Consider the following 19,726-nt stretch of genomic DNA (forward strand, 5'->3'; position numbering starts at 1 on the left):
ATGGGCGGGCGCGCGCTTCAAGTTCCGCGCTTCAATGCTTGCCACGCCTAGGGGCGGCGTGCTTACTGGATTATCGAAGGGGGCCTGACTGATGAGGGATGGCCCTGACCGTCCGTCGATCCGTCCTGTCCTGAAGTGCCCCATCGCATGATCCTCGAATGCCCTGAGTGCCGCACCCGCTATCTGGTGCCCGACAGTGCGATCGGGCTGGAGGGGCGAACCGTGCGTTGCGCCAATTGCCGGCACAGCTGGTTCCAGTCGCCGCCCGAGCCGGAGGCCGAGGCAGAGCGGCCGCTACCCCCGATCGGGCCCCCTGCCGCGACGCCCGTCGAGGACGTGGAACCGCGTGAGGCCTTTGCCGAACCGCCGCCTCCCCCGCCGCCGGTCATGGCGCCGCCGCCCGCGCCGCCGATCCTGACCCAGGAGGATTCGGGCTTCGACGCCTTTGCCCATCGCCCGCCCTTCCGCGCGCGGCGCAACCCGGTGCGGCGCTGGACCATCGGTGCGGTGCTGGCCGGATTGTTGATGCTGGTCGCGACCGCCGCGATCCTGTGGACCGGGATGCCGGGCATCGGCGGCTGGTTCGGCGTCGGCAGCACCGAATCGGCGCTGGAGCTGCGGTCCAACCCGATCGAGCGGCGCGAGCTGGAGAATGGTTCGGAACTATTTGCCATTTCGGGACAGATCATCAACCCGTCCTCGACCGCGCAGCGCGTGCCCGACCTGCGCGCCGAGCTCAAGGATGCGCAGGGCCGCGTCGTCTTCTCCTGGGCGATCGCCCCGCAGCAGCGGACCCTGGGGCCGGGCGCGTCGATGGACTTCAACTCGGCCAAGCTGGACGTGCCGCCGAGTTCCAAGCGGCTGGACCTGAGCTTTGCGGGTGAGGGTAGCGGGGCGAATTGAGGCGTTCGAGCGTGGGCTTCGACTTCGTTCAGCCTGAACGGATGTTGGTAGAAGGCCCCATCCCCTCACGCCGTTCAGCCTGAGCCCTTCGGCTGGCTGGCAAGCCAGCCGCTCAGGATAAACTTCGGCGCCTAGCGCCGAAGCCGAAGGCCAAGGGAATCCCGCAACCGCCGCGCGATGACCGCAAACCGCATCCCATGCAGGCCTGCCGCCACCAGCATCCCGACCCCCGATGCCCAGGCCAGCGCAGGCGCGCCCCAGCCGCTCGCGACCAGCCACCAGCCCACGCCGCCGGTGACGATGAAATAGGCGATGATGCTGTTGATCCCCGCCGCCACCTGATCGCCCAGCGAGCGCAGCGCATAGACCAGTACGACCTGCACCCCGTCGAACAGGATGAAGGGCGCCCAGATCATCAGCATCGCCACCGCCGCCGCATGCGCCTCGGGCAGGGCGGGGAAGGCGCCGACGACCGCGGCGGGCATCGTCCATAAGATCAGGCTGCACGCGCCCATGGCCAGCGCGGCGATCCCGACCGCCAGCAGGGTGCGCGACACTGCCGCCGAAGCCACGCCCTCGCCCACCGCATTGCCCGCGCGCACCCCGGCCGCCGATCCCAGGCCGATTGCCAGCGCGAAGGTGACGTTGTGGACCGAGAAGACGATCTGGAAACCATGCGCGGTCGCATCGCCCAGCCGGGTCGACAGCGCGATCAGGATCGCGAACCCGGCCAGCTCCAGTCCCGAGGCGATGGCGGGCACCAGTCCGAATCGCGCCAGCCCGGCCGCCCCCGCCAGCGTCGGCGCCCAGGCGGCCCGGTCCAAACGCCGCACGCCGCGCTGCTCGCCGCGCGGCAGCCGCATCGCGCTGGCCACCATCGCCACCGCCCCCAGGGCCGAGGCGATGACCGTCGCCAGCGCCGCGCCGACCGCCCCCAGCGCAGGCAGTCCCCATTCGCCGCCCGCCAGCGCCCAGGCGAGAACGGCATTGATCGGCAGGATCGACAGATTGACCATCGTCACCCGGCGCGGACGGCTGATCCCCTCCAGAAAGAAGCTGGCGGCGATCATGACCATCTGGAACGGATAGCCCAGCGCCATGACGGCCACGACGCGCGCGCCCGGCTCGATCAACGCGGGTGCGACCCCGATCCCCGCCAGCAGCCGCGCCCCGCCCAGCCCTAGGATCAGCATCGCCGCCACACCCAGGATCAGCCCCAGCACCAGGCCGTCGCGCAGCGCCTGGCCCGTTTCGGGCAGGTCGCCCGCTCCATCGGCCCGCGACGCGCGAACCAGCACCCCGGACAGCCAGGCCAGCCCGGTGACGATCGCGACATAGGTCAGCGACCGGCTGGCCGAGAGCGCGGCGACCTCATGCTCGCCCACCCGTCCGACCACGATCACATCGGTGACGTGCAGGATCGTCCAGTTGAGGCTGGTCAGCATCACCGGCCAAGCAAGACCCAGAAGACGGCGCGCCTCGGCTCGATCGGGACGAAGGGAAAGCGTCATACCCGGTCCCTAAAGCCTGAAAGCGACAGAAAGAAGCATCGGCGCGGGTCGACAAATGCGCGTTACCGAAGAAACGCCCGACGAAAGGCATTGCGCTGTCCGTATCGCTTTGCTAGGGGCACCGGCCTACCAGCCCTCCGGCTTGCCGGTGGTGACTATCGAGTGCGGTCGTGGCGGAATTGGTAGACGCGCAACGTTGAGGTCGTTGTGGCCGAAAGGCCGTGGAAGTTCGAGTCTTCTCGACCGCACCAGATTCTTCAGGAAAATTTTCTAAAATCAGCCCCGAGCGACACCGTCGCCCGGTCTGTTTTGCCGTCTGCTTGCGTTTAGCGCAGCCCGACGATCGCCGCGAGTGTATCCATCGACAACGGCGAGACGAATCGGAAGCCGAAACGGCCATCCTGCACCCAGCAGACGGTGCCGGAAATCACGGTGCCCAGCGGCTTCACGACGATATGCCCCGCCAGCCCCGTCTGCACCGGCCCTTCGGCCTGGAGCTTCGCGCCGCCCGCCGAAATGTCGAGCATGGCGGTCGTGAACTTGTGGGTGCCCAGCCGGACATCGGCGGTCAGTGCGACGGGGAAGCGCGGCGGACGCGGAACCGTGTCGTCTTCATTCTCGTGCGAGAAGATCTGCTCATAGGGTTGCGGCGAATCGAACTGAATGCCCGCCTTGCGCCCGTTCACCCAACGCACGGTCCCGGACACGGGCGACAGGCCGCGCACCTCGATCGTGATCGAATCACCCACATTGGGCACATCGACGAATCGCGCCATCAGACCGGAGGCGGAGATATTGTGGACCAGGCAGACGCCCGGCACATCGCCGCAGACCTTGCCCAGAAGAAGGACGGCCGAATGCCGCTTGCCCGTACGGCGTTCCGCCGACGCGCCCTGCTGCTGCTCGACCTGTTCCATCCCTGCCCTTTCCACCGATCTCACCCCGAATTCGGCTTGCTTCTTCTCTATTAGCCGATCCCGTATAAAAGACTAACACGTTTGACCCGATATCTTTTCAGGAAGATCTTCGACATTCCGCCGGTTCAGGCGAGCGCAAGACGCGATGCGGCATCGGCCGCTTGTGGTCATGTCCAAAGCCCTGTAATTCGCAAGCCGTCCCATGCCTCGCGCGTCGTCTTCCCGGTCCACCCGGCCCCGCTCCTCCAAGCCCCGCTCTCCCTGGCGGCGCCGGATCGTCGTAACCCTGCAGGTCCTGATCGGGCTCGCCGTCCTGGCGGTCGGTGCGCTGGTCATCGCGGTCTTCGTCGCCAAGTCGCAGCTGCCGAGCTTCGAGGAGCTGAAATCCTCGCCCAACGGCCAGATGATCCGCGTCCATGCCGCCGACGGCACGGTGATCGTCTCGCTCGGGCCGAGCTATGGCGAGTGGCTGTCCTATGACCAGATTCCGATCGTCATGCGCGACGCGACCATCGCGGTCGAGGATCGCCGATTCCGCCAGCATCCCGGCGTCGATCCGATCGGCATCGCCCGCTCGGTCGAGGTCCGGCTGGAAAAGGGTCGCTGGAAACAGGGCGGCTCGACCATCACCCAGCAGATCACGCGTACCATCTTCCTGAACAACCAGAAGAAGTTCGGCCGCAAGTTCCGCGAGGCGATCCTGGCGCTGGCGATGGAGCTGAAATTCTCCAAAAACCAGATCCTCGAACTCTATCTGAACAAGGTCTATTATGGCGGCGGGGCGTACGGCATCGATGCGGCCGCCCGCAAATTCTTCGGCCATGGCGCCGAGCGCCTGAGCCTGTCCGAGGCCGCAGTGATCGCGGGTCTGGTCAAGGCGCCGTCCAACTATTCGCCGACCGCCGATGCCGAGGCCGCCGTGGGCCGTGCGGGCGTGGTCATCCAGCAGATGGAGCGCAACGGCTTCATCACTCCGGCGCAGGCCGCCAATGCCGATCCGCAGGCGCTGAAGCTGGCACCCGAGCCGAGGCAGAATTCGGTCCGTTACTTCACCGACTGGGCGCTGCCCCAGCTCGACACGCTGATCGACGAGCAGAGCGCGCCGCTCGACGTGTGGACGACGCTCGACCTCAACATGCAGCGCGCCGCCGATGCCGCGGTTCGCCAGGATGCCCCGCCCGGAACGCAAGGAGCCCTGGTCAGCCTGGACCGCGACGGCGGCGTGCGCGCGATGGTCGGCGGGCTCGATTACGTCTCGACCAACTATAACCGTGCGACGACGGCGGTCCGCCAGCCGGGTTCGGCGTTCAAGCTGTTCGTCTATCTCGCCGCATTGGAGGCGGGTCACAAGCCCGAGGACAAGGTGGTTGACGAGCCCGTCACCATCGACGGCTGGTCCCCCCGCAACGATTCGCGCCGCAATTCGGGCAGCGTCTCGCTTCGCACCGCCTTTGCCTATTCGCTGAACACCGTGGCGGCGAAGCTGGGCCAGGAGGTGGGGTTCCAGACGGTCGCCGACATGGCGCGCCGCTTCGGCATCACCACGCCGGTCAACACCCACCCCTCGATGGTGCTCGGCACGTCGGAAGTGCGGGTGATCGACATGACCAGCGCCTTTGCCAGCATCGCCAACAAGGGCGTGAAGGTGACGCCCTATGGCATCACCAAGGTCGTGGCGAACGGCCAGACGATCTATACGCATGAGGTGGATCGCAGCCATGTGCTGGTCGCGCCCTATGTCGCCGCCGAGATGACCGACCTGCTCCAGACCGCGGTCAACACCGGCACCGGCCGCGCCGCCCAGATCGGGCGGCCGGTCGCGGGCAAGACGGGCACGACCACCAGCTCGAAGGACGGCTGGTTCCTGGGCTTCTCCAGCGGGATCACCACCGGCGTGTGGATGGGCCGCGACAATGGCAAGCCGGTCGCCGGGCTGCACGGCGGCACCGCGCCCGCCAAGGCCTTTGCCGATTATATGCGCGTCGCGGTCGCCAACCGCCCGATCGAGCAGTTCGACACCCAGGTCACGCTGCCCGAATGGCAGCTGGAGCCGGACGAGGAGAGCTATTTCGGCCAGCCCGACAATGGCGTCTCGGCGGTCGATGCCGATGGCAATCCGCTGCCCCTGCCCAGCGCAGGCGCGGCGGAGGACGGCAGCGAGGCGGTCGAGATCCCGACCCACCGCGAACCGGGCGCTCCGGTTCCGATCCAGCAGCCGCAGCCGGGAGCGCCGGACCCGCAGCAGCCGCAGCCGCCCCAGGCTCCGGCCCAGCCGCAGCGGCTGGACCAGGCCTGGATCGACCGGGTGACGGGTCGCGGGGCGGGCGGGGCGGCAACACGCGATCCGCGCACCCCCGCCAACGGCCCCCGCGGCTCAATCCGCGAGCGTCAGGACGACCGACCGAACCAGTGAAGCCCCGCGCCATGCTGCCGCAACCAGGCGGTGGCAGGCGCCGGGTCCTCGCCCAGCAGCTCGGCGACGAGCGCGTGGAAGGCGGGGGCATGGTTCATATGGACACGGTGCGCGACCTCATGCGCCACCGTCGCGCGGCGGACATAGCCGGGCGCCAGGATCAATCGCCAGCTATAGCGGATCGCACCGGTCGAGGCGCAGCTGCCCCAGCGCGCCTTGGGATCGGCGACGCTGACCTTGGACACGGTAACGCCCGCCAGACGCGCGACCTCCGCCGTCTCGCGCGCCAACGTCTCCAGCGCCTGTCGCTTCAGCCAGGCCTCGACCCGGCGGCCGAGCGTCTCGACCGGGCCGGAGGCGAGCAGCCGGTCGCCGTCGCGCTGGATGACGCGGGCGCGGCCCTCTTCCCATTCCAGCGTCAGCACCGTGTCGCCGAACGGGATCACCCCGCCCGGCACGAAGGGCTGCGGATGCGGCAGGCGGGCGCGCTGCGCGGCGATCCAGTCCTTCTTGTCCTCGGCCCAGGCGAGCGCCTTTTTCAGCCCCGCCCGCTTGGGCACGACCAGCCGGGCGGTGCCGGTGGCGGGATCGACGCTGAGGCGGATGGTCTTGGCAGTCGGATGACGGACGACTTCGTCGATCACAATTCCCGGTCCACGATATGGTTTTCGAAATCGCCCGCGTCATCCTCGCTGATCGTCCAGCCGCGCACCGACTGTCCGGCGCGGTGCACCGCCTCGCGGTCGCCGCAGATCAGATAATGCCAGTCGGGCAGCGGCTCGTTCGCGGCGCGCAGGCGATAGGCGCAGGTGGTGGGCAGCCAGTCGATCGACCGGACATTGCCCATGGTCAGCCGCACGCATTCGGACACATAGGCGCGGCGGTGACGATAATTGGAGCATTGGCCGCTGCGCCGGTCGAGCAGGCGGCAGGCGACGTTGGTCGGCACCAGCTCGCCCGTCTCCTCATCCTCCAGCTTGTGGATGCAGCATTTGCCGCAGCCGTCGCACAAGGCCTCCCACTGCGCGCGGTCGAGGCTTTCGATCGGCTTTTCCCAGAACCGTTCCATCAGCACCGCTCCATCAGCGCACCCACTGGTCGAGCGTCTTGGCGACCGCCTCCGGCCCCTCATCGGCAGGAACCAGCGCCAACGGCTTGTTCGACGGGTCCATCAGATAGACCTGGCGGCTGTGGTTCACCAGATAGCCGCCGCCGGGCGATGTATCGCCCTTGGCCGCCCAGACGGCATAGGCCTTCTTCACCGCCTCGATCTGCGCGGGCGTGCCGGTCAGCCCCACGATGCGCGGGTCGAAGGCGGCGGCGAAGCGGCCGACCACGGCGGACGTGTCGCGCTCGGGATCGACGGTGATGAAGAGGGGCGCGATCTTCTTCGCCTTTGCGGGTGCGCTCTTGTCGAGCAGCTTCAGGCCCGCCGCGATCGCCTGCATATCGGTGGGGCAGACATCGGGGCAGAAGGTATAGCCGAAATACATCACGCGGTAGCGCCCGGCGAAATCACGGTCGGTGACGGTCTTGCCGGTCGCGTCGGTCAGCTGGAACGGCCCGCCGATCTTCGCCCCCGCCAGCGGCGCCTGCGCTTCGGGCTGGGAGGGGCCGCAACCGGCCAAAGGAAGCGCCAGCAGGGTCAGAAGGGACAGGAACAATCGGGTCATGACGCCGACAGCCTTGCTGTGATAAATCGCGCGTTGCAAGCCATGCTCCATTGCTCAGGATCTCGTTTCATGTCCCTTCGCCCCCTGCTCGCCGCCGCGCTGCTCGGCGCCCTCGCCACGCCGGCCGCGGCGCAGATGATGCAGTCGGAAAGCTACAAATTCCTTCAGGCCGTGCGCGAGGCCAAGGGCAATGACGTCACCAACATGCTGGACCGGCCCGGCGCCAGCATCATCAACACGCGCGACGTGACCAGCGGCGAGGGCGCACTGCACATCGTCATCAAGCGCGGCGACGAGACCTATCTGCGCTTCCTGCTCCAGAAGGGCGCCGATCCGAACCTGCGCGACGGGCGCGGCAACACGCCGCTGCTGCTGGCGGTGGCGGGCGGCCAGCCCGACATGATCCGCGTCCTGACGGCGGCGAAGGCCAACCCGAATATCGGCAACGCGTCCGGGGAAACGCCGCTGATCCGCGCGGTGCAGCGCCACGACATCGGCATGGTCCGCGAATTGCTGAACGCCGGGGCCGATCCCGACATGGCGGACAGCGTCGCCGGTCTCTCCGCCCGCGAATATGCGTCGCAGGACGCCCGCAACACCGCGATCGCCAAGCTGTTCGCCGACACCCCGAAAAAGACCCGCGCGGCCGTGGCTGGTCCGAAGTTCTGATCTAGGGCCAATGAACGCCCTCTTCTTCCCTCTCCCCTGGACAGGGGAGAGGGTTAGCGTAGCTTGCCAGCCTGCTGGCTAGCGAAGCTTGGGTGAGGGGTTGAGCGAGCCGAACGGCTCRCCCAGCTCCGACTAGGCCTTTGCTTTCGCAAAGACCAAGTCTGCGCAACCCTCTCCCCTCTGCGAGGGGCGAGGGGAAATCGGCAGGGGGGGAATCGGATCAGATCAGCCCCAGTTCCACCAGCTTGCCGACCAGCACCGGCGGCATGGTGTCGATCCCCGACGCCGCCCCGCCCAGATCGGGCGGCGCGTCCGCCGCCTCCAGATACCGCCAGCCCTGATGCGCGCGCCGGGGCAGCGCCTGCACCAGCACCAGTTCGGGATCGATATGGATCGCGCAGCGCCCGCCCTCGGCCTCGCCGAAGGACAGGATGGGCGAACGTGCGATCAGCTGGTGCTTCAGGATCCAGAAGAGCGACCCCTGCCCCGCCACTTCCTCATGCCGCTTGGGCAGATAGCGCGTGGTCAGGAACACCGGCCCTTCCTGCGCCCGCATCTTCAGTCGTTCGGCCAGATGATCGATACTGGCCGCCCCGAATGCGACCTTGGTCAGATGAAGCGCCATGTCGGGTTTCATGTGGGGGCGGCTGTCCGGCATGGCTAGTGTCGGACGATGCGATTTGCGGTTCGGCGATGCCTCATCGCAACGCCCCCAATTCGTGACGTTTTTGCTTTCGATACTGACTTGCAATAACATGCCATCATTCATAGGAGGCTGGAAAAACAGGGAGTTCCTGCAATGCCGATCCTGATGACGCTCGCGGCCGGTGCCGCCGCCATCACCGCCCCGACCTCCACCCCCGTGGCTGCCGATCCCCAGAGTTCGCGCGACGACATCGTCGTGACCGGCCAGCGTACCGAGGGCTCGGACGACTATACGATCGAGGGCCAGACGACCGCGACGCGCATCCCCCTGACCCTGCGTGAGACGCCGCAATCGGTCAGCATCGTCACCCGCCAGCAGATCACCGATTTCCAGCTGAACGACGTCAACCAGCTGCTGGCCACGGTGCCCGGCATCAATGTCCAGGCGAACGAGACCGACCGCGTCTATTATTCGGCGCGCGGTTTCGACATCCAGACCTTCCAGATCGACGGCATCGGCGTGCCCTTCGCCTTCGGCATCCAGACCGGATCGATCGACACCGCCATCTACGACCATATCGAGGTGGTGCGCGGTGCGCCGGGCCTGTTGTCGCCGACCGGCAACCCGTCCGCCGTCATCAACTTCGTCCGCAAGCGCCCGACCAAGGATTTGCAGGCGACGGCGAGCGTCCAGTACGGATCGTTCAACAGCCTGCGCCTGGACGCGGATGTCAGCACGCCGCTGACCAAGGACGGCCATGTCCGTGCGCGTGTCGTCGGCGTGTTGTCGGACGCCGACAGCTATCTCGATCGCTACAGCTTGCGCCGCTGGACCGGCTATGGCGTGGTCGAGGCGGACCTTGGCCCCGACACCGTGCTGAGCGGCGGTTACGGCCATCAGGATCACCAGAGCCATGGCGCGATGTGGGGCGCGCTGCCGTTGACCTATACCGACGGCACCCGCATCGACATGCCGCGATCGACCAATGTCGCGCCCGAATGGGCGGGCTGGAACGTGATCGATCGGCAGATCTTCGGCGACCTGACGCATCATTTCGCCGGGGACTGGGTCGCACGGATCAGCGCGGTGCGCCGCGCAACCAGCGAGGCGGACGAACTGTTCTACGTCTATGGCAATCCGGTGCGCGGCGCGCCCAACGGCATCGCCCCGGACCCAGCCAAGCCGGGCGAGTTGCTGGGGATCAAGAGCTATCCCGGCGCCTTCCGCGCGCAGACGCGCAACCTGACCATGGAGGCCTATGCCACCGGTCCGTTCACGCTGTTCGGGCGCGAGCATCAGCTGATGTTCGGCGTCAACCGCAGCGCGCAGGATTACAAGCAGGGGTCGGCTTACGACTATTCGCAGGTCGGCCTTACGCTGCCCTTCCCCGATCTGTTCCAGGGGACGTTCCCCAAGGTCAATTTCCCGACGACCTTCTCGACCGACTATGCGTTCAGCCAGAATACCCAGACCCGGCGCGAAACCGCCTATGGCCTGGTCCGGCTCAGCCTGGCCGATCCGTTGAAGCTGATGCTGGGCGGCAACGTCACCCATGCGCGCAGCATCGGCTTTTCGTACGGCGTCGACACCAATTACGACACTACGCGCTTCTCGCCCTTCGCGGGCGTCACCTATGACCTGAGCCCGTCGCTCAGCGCCTATGCCAGCTATACGACGATCTTCAATCCGCAGGACGCGATCGGCGAGGACGGCCGTATCCTGGCGCCGGTCAGCGGCAAGAATATCGAGGCCGGGATCAAGGGCGACTGGTTCGGCGGGCGGTTGAACGCCAGTGCGGCGATCTTCCGCGTCCACCAGAACAATACCGCCGAGAGCATCGGCTTCGTCAACGGCCGCTTCGTCTCGCGCGGGGTGAACGCCAAGTCGGAAGGTATCGAACTGGAGGTCGGCGGACGACTGGCCGAGGGCGTACAGGTCACCGGCGGCTATACGCTGATGCGGGTCGAGGATCAGAATGGCGACCCCGCCCGCCTGTTCGTGCCGCGCAACACCGGGCGCCTGAACATCGTCTATTCGCCGCCTGCGCTGCCTGAACTCAAAGTGGGTGCGTCGGCCCAGTATCAGAGCGTGATCTATACCCAGACCCGCTCGGTGCGGCAGGACGGCTATGCGCTGGTCGACCTGATGGCGAAGTATGACATCACGTCGCGGATCGCGCTGTCGGCGAATCTGCGCAACCTGACCAATGCGAAGTACCTGACGGCGCTGACCTTCGACGGCGGCTATTACGGCGCACCGCGCTCGATCCTGGGGACGGTGACGGTCCGGTATTGAGGCGACCTTAGCCCCTCCCCTTCAGGGGAGGGGCGCCGCATCGGCCAGTCCGCGCGACAATTCGGCCCGCATCGACCCCATGTCCGCCATGAAGCCCCGCATATNGCAGGTGGAGCCGCGTCTTCATGACCGACCTAATGACTCTGTGGATAACATGGGGGTGAGAAAGCCATATGCACGCCACAGAAAAAGGGCGCCGGTGGAAACCCACCGACGCCCTTTCCTGATTTCCGGCGCTAGTCCGTCAGTCGCGAATTACGCGGCCTGCGGCAGAGCGGCCTTCGCCTGAGCGACGATCGCCTTGAAGGCCTCGCCCTCATGCATGGCGATATCGGCCAAGACCTTCCGGTCCAGTTCGACGCCCGCCAGCTTCAGGCCGTGCATGAACTGCGAATAGGTCAGGCCCTCGGCCCGGACGCCGGCGTTGATGCGCTGGATCCACAGACCACGGAAGGTCCGCTTCTTAACCTTACGGTCGCGATACGCATACTGACCGGCCTTTTCGACGGCCTGGCGAGCGATACGGATGGTGTTCTTGCGACGGCCATAATAGCCCTTCGCCTGATCCAAAATCCGCTTATGCTTCGCCTTGGTGGTCGTGCCCCGCTTGACGCGTGCCATATCTCTCTATCCTTCCAGAAATCAGTTCAGGCCGTAAGGCGCCCAGGCCTTCACGGTCTTGGTGTCGGCATCGGACAGGACCGAGGTGCCGCGGTTCTGGCGGATATACTTGCCGTTATGGCTGATCAGGCGGTGGCGCTTGCCGGCGACGCCGTGCTTGAGCTTGCCGGTCGCGGTGAGCTTGAAGCGCTTCTTGACGCCGCTCTTGGTCTTGAGCTTGGGCATTTTTTTCCTTTCGCTAGAGCTAAGGCAGAAACGGCCGCGGCAGCCCTGATGGCCGGGCCGTTCGTGACACCTCGCTCGGGAAGCGGGCCGCATAGACGAAGCGGGGGAAGAATGCAACCGATCGCCCATTGGGAACCCCAAAGGGAACCAGCGCCTCGCTTGCGCGCTTGGGATGGCCATGGATCAGGCGCCTGCGGCCGACAATCCCGCGCGTTCGACCGCTGCCCGGCCCGGGTGGCGTGTTTGGGCGATTCGCATCGCCATCGGCCTTGTCACCGTCATCGCCGCGATCTGGCTGGTGCTGTTCGTCACCAAGGGGCGGTTCCTGCGCCACCCCTTCGAGTCGATCGCGGGCCAGCTGACCCATCGGACCGTCAGCGTGGGCGGCGACTTCCAGCTCTATTTCGCGCCGTGGCGGATCAAGTTCGTCGCCGAGAAGATCGCCGTCTCCAACCCCGGCTGGGCGACCCGGCCAAACCTGTTCACGGCCGACCGGATCGATTCGCGCATCGCCCCGCTGTCGCTGCTGTTCGGCAGGCGGCGCTTCACCTGGCTGGAGCTGACCAATGGCGCGGTCGATCTGGAATGGACGCCCGACCACCGTACCAACACATGGACCTTCAGCGACAAGAAGGGCGGCAAGCGGCTGGAGTTTCCGCGCATCGACGTGGCCGTGGTGAACGGCACGACGATCCGTTACCGCGACCCCCGGATGCAGGTGACGGCGGACCTGGCGCTGGCCGATTTCCGGTCGAAGGACGCCCGCATCGGCCGGGCGGTCGGCGTGCGCGGCAAGGGCGTGATCCGCGAGACCCCGTTCCTGCTCAACGCGCAATTGCTCTCGCCCGACGCCACCGCCAATCGCGGCAAGAACGAACTGGTCGCGCGGATGCGCGCGGCGGGCAACATCGTCGATGTCACCGGCACCCTCCCCTCCATCGCCGATGTCGAGAATGTGCCGCTTCGCACCCGCGCGCGCGGCAAGGACCTGTCCACCCTGCTCGAGGTCATCGGCGTCGTCATCCCGCGTACCCGCACCTATGACCTGCATGCGCAGCTGGTGAAGGACGGCGACGTCTATCGCTTCACCAGGATGAAGGGCAATTTCGGCGACAGCGACCTGGCGGGCAAGCTGACCGTCACGCATGGCGAGCGGCTGCACCTCGAGTCGACGCTGACGACCGAGAAGCTCGACATCATCGATGCCGCGCCCTTCATCGGCTATAATCCCGATATCGTCGCGACCAAGGGCGCGGAGGCCGCCGCCGCGGCGACCGGGGTCGGGCCGCAGCGGCTGCTGCCGGACGCGGCGCTGCCGGTGGCGACGATGCAGCGCTTCGATGCCGATCTGAAATGGACGATCCGCACCGTGCGATCGCGCCGCGTGCCGATCTCGAACGTCGACCTGACGCTGGCGCTGGATCGCGGCAAGCTGACCCTGTCGCCGCTGCGCTTCGCCATGGCGCGCGGCGACGTGGCGTCCGACCTGCTGTTCGACACACGCCAGCGGCCCAGCCTCGTCCGCTACGACATCCGCCTGTCGCCGACCCCGCTGGGGCGGTTGCTGGCGGGCTGGGGCGTGGCGGAGGCCGGGACGACCGGCACGGTCAAGGGCCGGGTCCAGCTGACCGGGCGCGGCGACACCATCCACGACTCGCTCGCCAGCGCGAACGGGCGGATGGCCTTCATCCTGCCTGCGGGCTCGCTGTGGACCAAGAATGCGCAGCTCGCCGAGCTCGACATCGGCACCTTCGTCCAGAAGATGTTCGAGAAGGAACTGAAGGAGCCGGTACGCATCAATTGCGGCCTGATCGCCTTCACCGTGCGCGGCGGCGTGGCGGCGGCGGACCCGATCCTGATCGACACGTCGAAGAACGTCATCACCGGTCGCGGCGGGTTCAGCTTCCGCAACGAAGCGCTCGACATGGCGGTGCGCGCCGATGCCAAGACCTTCAGCCTATTTTCCGGCCAGTCGCCGGTCGGCATCACCGGCAGCTTCGCACATCCCGGCATCGATCCGATCAGCGGCAGCCTGTTGGCGCGGGCGGGCGCGGGCTTGGGGCTGGCGGTGGTGGCCACACCGCTGGCGGGCGTGCTGGCCTTCGTCGATGTCGGCGACGCGAAGGCGGCAGCCTGCGGCCCGGTGCTGGCGGGTGCGCGGGCGAGTGCGCAGCGGACCACCAAGGGCGCTCCACGCGACGATGTCGGACGCGGCACCACCGCCAAGGCCGAGGACGGAAAAGGCAATCCGGGCGAGGCCAAGGCCCAGCGCAAGAAATTCCTCGGCATCTTCTGATCCTCCCCGGCACGGGGAGGGGGACCGCCGCGAAGCGGTGGTGGAGGAGGCGTGCACCAAAGGGCTCGCTTCGTGGAAGCCCCCCCTCCACCAGCCTGCGGCTGGTCCCCCTCCCCGTACCGGGGAGGATCGAAATCCCCCCGCGATCAAAACTATGGCGGTCCCCCCGCACCTTGCTTATGATCGGCCCCCGCGCAGCCGGGGGGCCGCGTCATGGTCTCATCGCCCCAAGTGGGATAGTTAAGCAGCGCGCATGAATCGTTTCGCCATCGGTATCGCCGGCATTCTCGTCATTCTGGGCATCGCCGTTGCCCTGTCCACCGACCGCCGGGCGATCCGCCCGCGCGTCGTCGGCGCGGCCTTTGCGTTGCAGGCGGGGATCGCGATCCTCGTCCTCTATGTGCCGTGGGGCAAGCGGGTGCTGCAATGGCTGTCGGGCGGGGTCGCCGGGCTGCTCGGCTATGCGAATGAGGGGACCAAGTTCCTGTTCGGCGCGCTGGCGTCCGATCCGCTCGGCCGCAACTTCGCGATCCAGGCGCTGCCGGTCATCATCTTCTTCGCCGCGCTCGTCTCGATCCTCTATTATCTGGGGATCATGCAGCTGGTCGTGCGCTGGCTGGGCGGTGCGATCGAGAAGGTGATCGGCGTGTCGAAGGTGGAGTCGCTCTGTGCCGCCGCCAACGTCTTCGTCGGCCAGTCCGAATCGCCGCTGGTCATCCGCCCCTATCTGGCCGGGCTCACCCCGGCGCAGCTGTTCACCGTGATGACCAGCGGCATGGCGGGCGTGGCGGGTACGATCCTGGCGGCCTATGCCTCGATGGGCATCTCGATCGAATATCTGCTCGCGGCCAGCTTCATGGCGGCGCCCGGCGGCATCCTGATGGCCAAGATCATCATGCCCGACCGCATGGAGCCGCCCGCCGGGCAGCTGCCGCTGGGCGATGTGATCGAGGACGAGAAGATCGCGCTGGCCGAAGCCACGCACGACGAGGAAAAGCCCGCCAATATCATCATGGCGGCGGCGCAGGGTGCGCAGACCGGCGTGAAGCTGGCCGTCGCGGTCGGCGCGATGGTGCTGGCCTTTGTCGCGCTGGTCGCGCTGGCGAACGGGCTGCTCGGCGGGTTGGGCAATCTGATCGGTATTCCGGGGCTGAGCTTCCAGGCGTTGCTGGGGTATGTGTTCCAGCCGATCATGGCGCTGCTCAACGTGCCGTGGAAGGAAGCGGGCATTGCGGGCGGCCTGTTCGGCGAGAAGATCGTGCTCAACGAGTTCGTCGCCTATATCGACCTGGGCAAGCAGGCCGCGCAGCTGTCGCCGCGCACCGTCGCGGTCATCACCTTCGCGCTGTGCGGTTTCGCCAATTTCTCGTCGATCGCGATTCAGATGGCGGTGACGGGCAGCCTCGCCCCCAATCAGCGCCCGACCATCGCCCGCCTCGGCATCCGCGCGCTGATCGCGGGAAGCCTGGCCAATCTGATGTCGGCGGCGCTGGCCGGTCTGCTGATCGCATAAACTCCTCCCCTGGAAGGGGAGGTGGCAGGGCGAAGCCCTGACGGAGGGGTGTCACCCCTATCGAGAGCGGGACACCCCTCCACCAGCTTCGCTGGTGCCCTCCCCTTACAGGGGAGGAATATCACCTTTACGGGGTTGATCCCTAAACCACGCACGCTATGGGCGCCCTGTCGACCGCAGACGTGGCCGACTCACGCATAGGATCACAATGCCCCGATCTAGTCCCTTGTCCGGCGACGAGGACAGTAGACGCTTTCGCGTCCACGTTCTTGCCGACCGTCTGACGGGCCTGACGGGGTCGACGATGTCGGCCCGCTAGAGCCGTTCCTCGCCGACCTTCCGCCGGGCTCGACCACACGAACCCGAAGGAGGTCTGCCATGACCCGTAGCCTGTTCCGCGCGCATGTCCGCGCCCATTCCCTCGCCACCGTGATGGCCAGCGTCCCGCGCGAGCGCGCCCGGCTGCTCCGCGCCGTTGCATCCACCCGGCCCCAAGCCATGCGTCGCACCCGCCCGTCGGCCTGATCCGGGAAAAACGTCATGATCCGTATCGTTTCGCGGGCCGCGCTGTGCGGCCTGTTCCTCGTCGCGCGCGCCGCGTTTGCGCAGGACAGCCAGCCGGAGGATTTCGCGATCCACGGCCAGGCCACACTCGTCGCGCAAGGGGTCGGCGGCTTTGCCTCACCCTATACCGGCGCGAACAGCCTGACTCCACGTCAGCTGAAGGAGACAACCGACGTCACCGCCTTTATCGGCGCCCGCGCCTGGAAGGGCGGCGAACTGTGGGTAAATCCCGAGATCGACCAGGGTTTCGGTCTGTCCAACACGCTGGGCGTCGCGGGCTTCCCAAGCGCCGAGGCCTATAAGGTCGGCAAGAGCGAACCCTATTTCCGGCTGCAACGCGCCTTTTTCCGCCAGACCTTCGGGCTTGGCGGCCCGCGCGAGGCGGTGGCGGGCGTCGCCAACCAGTTGGGCGGATCGCGCAGCGTCGACCGGGTCGTGCTGACCATCGGCAAGTTCGGGGTCGGCGACGTGTTCGACACCAACCCCTATGCTCATGACCCGCGCGGCGATTTCCTCAACTGGTCGGCGGTCGATACCGGCAGCTTCGATTATGCGGCCGACGCCTGGGGTTATACCACGGGCATCGCCGCAGAACTCTATCGCGGCGACTGGAGCTTACGCACCGGGCTGTTCAACCTGTCGACCGTCCCCAATGGCGAGCGGCTGGAACATGGCTTCGGCCAGTATCAGCTCGATGCCGAGGTCGAGCATCGCCACAGGCTCGCCGGGCGGCCCGGATCGGTGCGCTTCGGGTTTTTCCGCAACCGGGGCAATTTCAGCCGCTTCGACGAGGCGCTGGCCTATGCCGCCACGACGGGCGGTGCGGTCGATCCGTCCGTCACCCGGCGGCGGATGACGCGGGTCGGCGGCTATATGAACATGGACCAGGCGCTGACCGATACGCTGGGCCTGTTCGCGCGGGTCGGGGTGAGTGATGGGTCGATCGAGCCCTATGACTTCACCGATATCGACCGGACGGCACAGATCGGCGGGTCGCTGAACGGCAAAGGCTGGGGCCGGGCGCAGGATCGGGTCGGGCTGGCGCTGATCGCCAACGGGATTTCGGCCGAGCATCGCCGCTATCTGGCGGCGGGCGGGCTGGGCGTGCTGGTCGGCGACGGCAAGCTGCCCAATGCGGGCGCGGAGGAGATTGCCGAGGCCTATTACGACGTCGCGCTCACCCGCACGCTCGCGGTGACGCTGGACGCGCAATATGTGGAAAATCCGGGGTATAACCGCGATCGCGGGCCTGCGGAAGTGTTCGCGCTACGGGTGCACGGCGCTTTCTAAAGCTCTTCCTCCCCTGCAAGGGGAGTTTCGATCGCTTCATCGGCGCCAGGACAGTCGGAACCTCGCGTATGACAACAACCTCGTCCGAGACCTTGCTGCTTTTCGAGGCGCCTTCGGCCTGCCACCTCCCCTTCTAGGGGAGGAATGATTTTTACCGCGTCGGCACCGGCTCCGCACCCGAATAATCATAGAAGCCCCGCCTGGTCTTCCGGCCATACCAGCCCGCTTCGACATATTTGATCAACAGCGGCGCGGGCCGGAATTTGGGATCGCCGGTGCCCTCGAACAGCACGCGGGTGATCTCCAGGCAGGTGTCCAGCCCGATGAAATCGGCGAGCGTCAGCGGACCCATCGGATGGTTCAGCCCCAGCTGGCACGCCGCATCGATATCGGGGATCGTCGCCACGCCCTCGCCCAGCGCGAAGATCGCCTCGTTGATCATCGGCATCAGCACGCGGTTGACGATGAAGCCCGGCGCGTCATTGGCGTGGACCACGCGCTTGCCCAGCTCCTGCGCGAAAGCCTCGACCTTGGCGACCGTCTCGTCCGAGGTGGCGAGGCCGCGGATCAGCTCGATCAGGCCCATCACCGGCACCGGATTGAAGAAGTGCACCCCGACGAAGCGGCCCGCATCGGGGGCCGCCTGCGCCAGCCGGGTTATCGGGATGGACGAGGTGTTGGTCGCCAGGATCGCGGTGTCGGACATGACCTTGCCGACCTCCTCGAAGATCGCCCGCTTGATGGCCTCGCGCTCGGTCGCAGCCTCGATCACCAACTCGCAATCCGCCATGGCGGACAGGCTGCCGACCGGCTCGATTCGGCCGAGCAGTGCGTCGGCGTCCTCGCGCGTCGTCTTTTCCTTGGTCACCAGCCGGTCGAGCGCCTTGGCGATGCCCGCCTTGCCCGCCTCGGCGCGTTCGGCCGAGACGTCCGCCAGCTTCACCGCATAGCCCGCCGCCGCCGAGACCTGCGCAATACCTGCGCCCATCTGACCGGCTCCGATCACGCCCACTGACTTCATCGACACTCTCCTGTTCCTTTGGCCTGCTTTCCGGCCTGTTCTTCCGGCCCGTATCTCTGCCACAAAGCCTGTTGCAACGCGCCCTATCCGGTTCGGAACGGGATCGCCAGCAAAGGGGTTGATCGGGTATGATTCGCATGAGCCTTGCCGTGAGCGTAGCACTGGCCGCAACGGCGGCGAGCGCGGCGACCACGCCGGACACGCCCAGGCCGGGCAAGCCGACGCTGTTCCGCGACTGGATCGTCGCCTGCGACAATGGCCGGGCCTGCGAGGCGGCGTCGCTGGCGGCCGGGGAATCGATGCTGCAGGATGTCGGCCTGATCGTCGCGCGCGACGGCGGCGGCCGGGTGACGGTGCGTATCCGCGACCTGACCGGCAAGGCGAAGACGGCGAGCGTCCGGGTCGACGGCCGGACCATCGCCTCGACCCCGCTGGACCGTGACGGCGAGGGCGAGTGGCAGGGCGCTTCCGCCAGCGCACTTGTCGCCGCCATCGCCAGGGGCCGACGCGCAACGCTGCTGACACCGACCACGCACCCCCTTGCACTGGCGGGCGCATCGGCCGCCTTTCGCTATATGGACGACCGGCAGGGACGTGTGGGCACGACCTCCGCGCTGATCGCCCGCGGCACGAAACGCTATCGTGGTGCCACACCCGCGCTGCCCATGGTGCAGATCGTCACCCCGCCGCCCGGCGCCGCCCCCGCCATCCCTGCCACCGCGATCGGCGAGGCGCGGCGACGCTATCGCTGCGTGATCGACGATGGCAGCCCGTTCAGCGCCGACGCGCACCGGCTCGACCGGCGCAGCACGCTGGTGCTGATGTCCTGCGGCGCGGGCGCCTATAATTATCTGGTGAAGCCGCTGATCTGGCGCGACGGGCGGTTGAGCCCCGCCAGCTTCGACTTCGCCTATCATTTCGGCGAGACGCCCGAACCCGGCCAGCCCGAAATCCTGGTCAATGTCGACTGGTCGCGCGACGGCCGCCTGTCGAGCTGGGGCAAGGGCCGGGGGCTGGGCGATTGCGGCGATGCGCAGCAATTCGGCTGGGACGGCACCCGTTTCCGCCTGCTTCATGCAGAGCAGATGACCGAATGCCGGGGTGCGATCGATACGCTGACCGTCTGGCGCACGCGGGCCGTTCCCGTGAAGCCGCGATAGAGGAGACAA

At 67.1% G+C, this 19,726-nt stretch carries 18 protein-coding genes and 1 tRNA gene; 10 read left to right on the forward strand and 9 right to left on the reverse strand.

The annotated features are described in order from the left end of the window. Nucleotides 1-147: 147 nt before the first annotated feature. Nucleotides 148-903 carry a zinc-ribbon domain-containing protein gene (locus tag ASF14_RS14310; RefSeq protein WP_056436262.1) on the forward strand — a complete coding sequence of 252 codons (756 nt, stop codon included), beginning with the start codon at nt 148-150 and terminating at the stop codon, nt 901-903. A gap of 131 nt (nt 904-1,034) precedes the next feature. Here the strand turns inward: ASF14_RS14310 and ASF14_RS14315 are convergent, their stop codons facing one another. Continuing rightward, nucleotides 1,035-2,414, reverse strand: coding sequence for an MATE family efflux transporter (locus ASF14_RS14315; protein ID WP_056436265.1), 1,380 nt, complete (start codon nt 2,412-2,414; stop codon nt 1,035-1,037). Between the two features lie 164 nt (nt 2,415-2,578). On the opposite strand from ASF14_RS14315, the gene ASF14_RS14320 reads away from it, so the two are divergent. After that, nucleotides 2,579-2,665 (forward strand) — tRNA-Leu (locus ASF14_RS14320). A 75-nt stretch (nt 2,666-2,740) separates the two neighbouring features. Here the strand turns inward: ASF14_RS14320 and ASF14_RS14325 are convergent. Beyond that, nucleotides 2,741-3,331: a PilZ domain-containing protein gene (locus tag ASF14_RS14325; protein WP_056436269.1), complete on the reverse strand. Its 591-nt coding sequence runs from the start codon at nt 3,329-3,331 to the stop codon at nt 2,741-2,743. Between the two features lie 202 nt (nt 3,332-3,533). Here ASF14_RS14325 and ASF14_RS14330 point away from each other — a divergent pair, with 202 nt between their 5' ends. Beyond that, nucleotides 3,534-5,744, forward strand: a complete 2,211-nt coding sequence (locus ASF14_RS14330) for a transglycosylase domain-containing protein (protein ID WP_056436272.1) — start codon at nt 3,534-3,536, stop codon at nt 5,742-5,744. Here ASF14_RS14330 and ASF14_RS14335 read toward each other — a convergent pair. The 3 genes from ASF14_RS14335 to ASF14_RS14345 are packed head-to-tail and all read right to left on the reverse strand — an operon-like array spanning nt 5,720 to nt 7,417. After that, the gene (locus tag ASF14_RS14335) at nt 5,720-6,388 is read right to left on the reverse strand and encodes a M48 family metallopeptidase (protein WP_056436275.1); all 669 of its coding nucleotides are present in this window, start codon (nt 6,386-6,388) and stop codon (nt 5,720-5,722) included. The two genes, ASF14_RS14330 and ASF14_RS14335, sit on opposite strands and share 25 nt — an antisense overlap. Next, complete coding sequence (locus ASF14_RS14340) at nt 6,385-6,813, reverse strand: YcgN family cysteine cluster protein (RefSeq protein WP_056436278.1); 429 nt, start codon at nt 6,811-6,813, stop codon at nt 6,385-6,387. Before ASF14_RS14340 ends, ASF14_RS14335 begins: the two co-directional genes overlap by 4 nt. A 13-nt stretch (nt 6,814-6,826) precedes the next feature. After that, nucleotides 6,827-7,417 (reverse strand): SCO family protein, encoded by a 591-nt coding sequence (locus ASF14_RS14345; RefSeq protein WP_056436466.1) that lies wholly within the window; start codon nt 7,415-7,417, stop codon nt 6,827-6,829. Nucleotides 7,418-7,486: 69 nt separating this feature from the next. On the opposite strand from ASF14_RS14345, the gene ASF14_RS14350 reads away from it, so the two are divergent. Beyond that, nucleotides 7,487-8,086, forward strand: coding sequence for an ankyrin repeat domain-containing protein (locus ASF14_RS14350; protein WP_056436281.1), 600 nt, complete (start codon nt 7,487-7,489; stop codon nt 8,084-8,086). 220 nt (nt 8,087-8,306) lie between these two features. Here ASF14_RS14350 and ASF14_RS14355 read toward each other — a convergent pair whose 3' ends face one another. Further along, a complete protein-coding gene (locus tag ASF14_RS14355; protein WP_056436469.1) occupies nt 8,307-8,711 on the reverse strand; it encodes a DUF1489 family protein in 405 nt (134 codons plus the stop codon). Nucleotides 8,712-8,885: 174 nt separating this feature from the next. Between ASF14_RS14355 and ASF14_RS14360 the strand changes: the two genes are divergently transcribed. Then, on the forward strand, nt 8,886-11,027 hold the full coding sequence (locus ASF14_RS14360) for a TonB-dependent siderophore receptor (RefSeq protein ID WP_056436284.1): 2,142 nt from the start codon (nt 8,886-8,888) through the stop codon (nt 11,025-11,027). A gap of 255 nt (nt 11,028-11,282) precedes the next feature. On the opposite strand, the gene rplT is transcribed toward ASF14_RS14360, so the two are convergent. Together rplT and rpmI are read right to left on the reverse strand one after the other, a co-directional pair. Next, complete coding sequence (gene rplT / locus ASF14_RS14365) at nt 11,283-11,648, reverse strand: 50S ribosomal protein L20 (RefSeq protein ID WP_042488147.1); 366 nt, start codon at nt 11,646-11,648, stop codon at nt 11,283-11,285. Between the two features lie 21 nt (nt 11,649-11,669). Further along, nucleotides 11,670-11,873, reverse strand: coding sequence for a 50S ribosomal protein L35 (gene rpmI / locus ASF14_RS14370; protein WP_007406658.1), 204 nt, complete (start codon nt 11,871-11,873; stop codon nt 11,670-11,672). 178 nt (nt 11,874-12,051) lie between these two features. Here rpmI and ASF14_RS14375 point away from each other — a divergent pair, with 178 nt between their 5' ends. The 4 genes from ASF14_RS14375 to ASF14_RS14385 all read left to right on the forward strand — a co-directional run bounded on the left by ASF14_RS14375 (nt 12,052) and on the right by ASF14_RS14385 (nt 17,536). Further along, nucleotides 12,052-14,169 (forward strand): AsmA family protein, encoded by a 2,118-nt coding sequence (locus ASF14_RS14375; RefSeq protein WP_056436287.1) that lies wholly within the window; start codon nt 12,052-12,054, stop codon nt 14,167-14,169. Nucleotides 14,170-14,422: 253 nt separating this feature from the next. Further along, nucleotides 14,423-15,682: a NupC/NupG family nucleoside CNT transporter gene (locus ASF14_RS14380; protein ID WP_056436288.1), complete on the forward strand. Its 1,260-nt coding sequence runs from the start codon at nt 14,423-14,425 to the stop codon at nt 15,680-15,682. Between the two features lie 378 nt (nt 15,683-16,060). Then, nucleotides 16,061-16,207: a hypothetical protein gene (locus ASF14_RS21595; protein WP_156361204.1), complete on the forward strand. Its 147-nt coding sequence runs from the start codon at nt 16,061-16,063 to the stop codon at nt 16,205-16,207. 15 nt (nt 16,208-16,222) lie between these two features. Continuing rightward, nucleotides 16,223-17,536: a carbohydrate porin gene (locus ASF14_RS14385; protein WP_056436291.1), complete on the forward strand. Its 1,314-nt coding sequence runs from the start codon at nt 16,223-16,225 to the stop codon at nt 17,534-17,536. Nucleotides 17,537-17,687: 151 nt separating this feature from the next. On the opposite strand, the gene ASF14_RS14390 is transcribed toward ASF14_RS14385, so the two are convergent. Beyond that, entirely contained in the window at nt 17,688-18,557 is an 870-nt protein-coding gene (locus ASF14_RS14390) for a 3-hydroxybutyryl-CoA dehydrogenase (RefSeq protein WP_056436294.1), read from the reverse strand. A 137-nt stretch (nt 18,558-18,694) separates the two neighbouring features. Here ASF14_RS14390 and ASF14_RS14395 point away from each other — a divergent pair, with 137 nt between their 5' ends. Continuing rightward, nucleotides 18,695-19,717, forward strand: a complete 1,023-nt coding sequence (locus tag ASF14_RS14395) for a DUF1176 domain-containing protein (protein ID WP_168371537.1) — start codon at nt 18,695-18,697, stop codon at nt 19,715-19,717. The last annotated feature ends 9 nt before the right edge of the window (nt 19,718-19,726 follow it).

The sequence above is a fragment of the Sphingomonas sp. Leaf257 genome, assembly GCF_001422185.1.
Lineage (GTDB): Bacteria > Pseudomonadota > Alphaproteobacteria > Sphingomonadales > Sphingomonadaceae > Sphingomonas > Sphingomonas yabuuchiae.

Excerpts from the sequence above, each read along its gene's own strand:
- ASF14_RS14310 (WP_056436262.1), top strand. The coding sequence starts at position 148 with ATGATCCTCGAATGCCCTGAGTGCCGCACCCGCTATCTGGTGCCCGAC.
- ASF14_RS14315 (WP_056436265.1), bottom strand. The coding sequence starts at position 2,414 with ATGACGCTTTCCCTTCGTCCCGATCGAGCCGAGGCGCGCCGTCTTCTG.
- ASF14_RS14325 (WP_056436269.1), bottom strand. The coding sequence starts at position 3,331 with ATGGAACAGGTCGAGCAGCAGCAGGGCGCGTCGGCGGAACGCCGTACG.
- ASF14_RS14330 (WP_056436272.1), top strand. The coding sequence starts at position 3,534 with ATGCCTCGCGCGTCGTCTTCCCGGTCCACCCGGCCCCGCTCCTCCAAG.
- ASF14_RS14340 (WP_056436278.1), bottom strand. The coding sequence starts at position 6,813 with ATGGAACGGTTCTGGGAAAAGCCGATCGAAAGCCTCGACCGCGCGCAG.
- ASF14_RS14345 (WP_056436466.1), bottom strand. The coding sequence starts at position 7,417 with ATGACCCGATTGTTCCTGTCCCTTCTGACCCTGCTGGCGCTTCCTTTG.
- ASF14_RS14350 (WP_056436281.1), top strand. The coding sequence starts at position 7,487 with ATGTCCCTTCGCCCCCTGCTCGCCGCCGCGCTGCTCGGCGCCCTCGCC.
- ASF14_RS14355 (WP_056436469.1), bottom strand. The coding sequence starts at position 8,711 with ATGGCGCTTCATCTGACCAAGGTCGCATTCGGGGCGGCCAGTATCGAT.
- ASF14_RS14360 (WP_056436284.1), top strand. The coding sequence starts at position 8,886 with ATGCCGATCCTGATGACGCTCGCGGCCGGTGCCGCCGCCATCACCGCC.
- rplT (WP_042488147.1), bottom strand. The coding sequence starts at position 11,648 with ATGGCACGCGTCAAGCGGGGCACGACCACCAAGGCGAAGCATAAGCGG.
- rpmI (WP_007406658.1), bottom strand. The coding sequence starts at position 11,873 with ATGCCCAAGCTCAAGACCAAGAGCGGCGTCAAGAAGCGCTTCAAGCTC.
- ASF14_RS14375 (WP_056436287.1), top strand. The coding sequence starts at position 12,052 with ATGGATCAGGCGCCTGCGGCCGACAATCCCGCGCGTTCGACCGCTGCC.
- ASF14_RS14380 (WP_056436288.1), top strand. The coding sequence starts at position 14,423 with ATGAATCGTTTCGCCATCGGTATCGCCGGCATTCTCGTCATTCTGGGC.
- ASF14_RS21595 (WP_156361204.1), top strand. The coding sequence starts at position 16,061 with ATGACCCGTAGCCTGTTCCGCGCGCATGTCCGCGCCCATTCCCTCGCC.
- ASF14_RS14385 (WP_056436291.1), top strand. The coding sequence starts at position 16,223 with ATGATCCGTATCGTTTCGCGGGCCGCGCTGTGCGGCCTGTTCCTCGTC.
- ASF14_RS14390 (WP_056436294.1), bottom strand. The coding sequence starts at position 18,557 with ATGAAGTCAGTGGGCGTGATCGGAGCCGGTCAGATGGGCGCAGGTATT.
- ASF14_RS14395 (WP_168371537.1), top strand. The coding sequence starts at position 18,695 with ATGAGCCTTGCCGTGAGCGTAGCACTGGCCGCAACGGCGGCGAGCGCG.